The following is a 2,579-nucleotide window of genomic DNA, read 5'->3' as shown; positions in this document are numbered from 1 at the left end:
CTCGCCGGCCGGGTCCGCGCCCGTCGCGGCGACGCCCGCCCCTTCCCCGGATCCGGCGCGGGGCGCCCTGCTCCTCGTGTTCGACACCGGGCAGCGGGTGCGCATCGACCTTCCCGCCGCCGTCACGCTCGGACGACGACCGGCGCCGACGGAGCCCGGCGATCTGCTCGTCGTGATCGACGACCCGGACAGCACGGTGTCCAAGAGCCACCTCCGCCTGGAGCACTCGCGCGGCCGCACCTGGGTGACCGACCTCGGCTCGACCAACGGATCCGACATCCTCGCCGATCAGGGCGGCCGCACCGAGCTCCCCGCGGGCACGCGCCTCGTGCTCGACGACGGCGACCGGGTGCGGGTGGGCGACCGGGTCTTCACGATCAACCTGCTGATGCCCGAGGCGGAGGGCGCGGCGGACCAGCCGCTGCGCGGCGCACGACGCGGTCGCGCCGCCGACCGGGAGAGGGGCGCACAGCCATGACCGGACCACGGCTCGCGCCGCCGCGCGTCCCCTCGGGGCGGCTCACCGTCCAGGCGCCGCCCGAGCTGCAGCCCAGCGAGGGCGGCTCGAACATGCTCGCCTCGATGCTGCCGATGCTCGGTAGCGTCGGCGCCGTCGTGATGGTCAGCATGTCCAACGCCGGGCCCACCGGGTTCCTCATCGGCGGCATGGTGCTCGTCTCGTCCCTGGGCTTCGTCGTGGTCAACGGCTGGCGGCAGCGGGCGCAGCGACAGGCGGCGACGCTCGCCGCGCGGCGGGAGTACCTGGCCTATCTCACCGAGCTCCGCACCTCGATCCGGGTGGCGGCCCACCAACAGCGCCGGGGCGCGAACTGGCAGCTTCCCGCCCCCTCGGCCCTGCCGTACATCGCCGAGGAGCGCACCCGCGTGGGCGAGCGCGCCCCGACCGATCCCGACTTCCTCTCGGTGCGCGTGGGGATCAGCGATCAGCCGCTGTGCATCACGCTGGAGGCGCCGGAGCTGCCCCCGCTCGCGCAGCTCGATCCGGTCGCCGCCTCCGCCGCGCACCGGTTCATGCTGACGCACGAGACGCAGAAGCAGCTGCCGCTCGGCGTCACGCTCGGCGACTACGCGCGCGTCGAGATCACCGGCGACGAGGAGGAGGCGCGGGGCCTCGCGCGGGCGATGCTCCTGCACGCCGCCACCCTCCACGACCCCGAGAACCTGCAGATCGTCATCGCCGCCGAGCCGGGGGTCCTGCCGCAGTGGGAGTGGGCGAAGTGGCTGCCGCAGACGCACTCGCGCACGGTCCGCGACGCCCTGGGCGCAGCGCGGATGATCGGGTCGGACCTGGCGGAGCTGGAGGCGATGCTCTCCCCGGAGGTCCGTGAGCGCTCCCGCTTCACGCGCAGCGCCGGCGCCCCGGCCCTGCCGCATGTCATCGTCCTCACGGACGGCGTGCCGGCGACCGGCGCGCTGCTGAGCCCGGACGGCGTCACCGGAGTGACCGTCATCGATCTGCCCCACAGCTGGGACGAGCTGGACGACGACAACACGCTGCGCGTCGCGCTCGCCGCCGGCGCCGGCGGCGCCGCCGAGCTCGTCAGCAGGCAGGTGCCCGCGCGGGAGTTCGTGCCGGATGCGATCAGCATCGTGGAGGCCGAGGCGACAGCGCGCCGGCTCATCTCCGTGCAGCAGGCCGCCTCGGACTCCCCGGCGGAGGCGTCGGCGACCCCGCGGGGACAGGCGGAGCTGGTCGACCTGCTCGGTCTCCCCGACGTCCGGGACATCGACTTCGACGCCGCGTGGGCGGGCCGCCTGGAGCGCGACCGCCTGCGCGTGCCGATCGGCCAGGCCGACGACGGCACGCCGCTGATCCTCGACATCAAGGAGTCCGCCCAGCAGGGCATGGGGCCGCACGGCCTCATCATCGGCGCCACGGGATCCGGCAAGTCCGAGGTCCTGCGGACTCTCGTGCTGGCACTGGCGCTGACCCACTCGCCGGAGCAGCTGAACTTCGTGCTCGTCGACTTCAAGGGCGGGGCGACCTTCGCGGGCATGGCGGGCATGCCGCACGTGTCGGCGATCATCACCAACCTCGGCGAGGAGATCTCGCTGGTCGATCGCATGCAGGACGCCCTGCAGGGCGAGATGGTCCGCCGCCAGGAGCTGCTGCGCGCCACCGGTCCCTTCGCGAACGTGGCCGACTACGAGAAGGCGCGCCGTGCGGGGCGCACGGATCTCGCGCCGCTGCCGGCGCTGCTCATCGTCGCGGACGAGTTCTCGGAGCTCCTGGCCGCGAAGCCGGAGTTCGTGGAGACGTTCGTGAACATCGGACGCCTGGGCCGGTCGTTGCAGGTGCACCTGCTCCTGAGCTCGCAGCGTCTGGAGGAGGGCAAGCTCCGCGGTCTCGACTCGCACCTGTCGTACCGGATCGGCCTGCGCACGTTCTCCGCCTCCGAGTCCCGTGCCGTCCTCGGCGTCCCCGACGCCTATCACCTGCCGCCCCAGCCCGGCGTGGGATTCCTCAAGTCCGACACCGAGTCGATGACCCGGTTCCGCGCGGCCTACGTCTCCGGCCCGCCGCCACGGCGCCGCCGCGCGACTCCGGGAAGCCGCCG

General features: G+C 73.7%; 2 protein-coding genes. Both read left to right on the top strand.

Annotated features, from left to right (window positions below; translation table 11 throughout):
* Positions 1-478: FHA domain-containing protein (locus MR1_RS18935; protein WP_157518405.1), on the top strand; the 478-nt coding region annotated here is incomplete at its 5' end.
* Positions 475-2,579: type VII secretion protein EccCa (gene eccCa, locus MR1_RS18930; RefSeq protein WP_157518403.1), on the top strand; the 2,105-nt coding region annotated here is incomplete at its 3' end. The genes MR1_RS18935 and eccCa, both read left to right, overlap by 4 nt.

It is taken from the genome of Microbacterium resistens NBRC 103078 (genome assembly GCF_001552355.1).
GTDB lineage: Bacteria > Actinomycetota > Actinomycetes > Actinomycetales > Microbacteriaceae > Microbacterium > Microbacterium resistens.
This window is presented reverse-complemented; position numbering and strand designations above follow the sequence as displayed.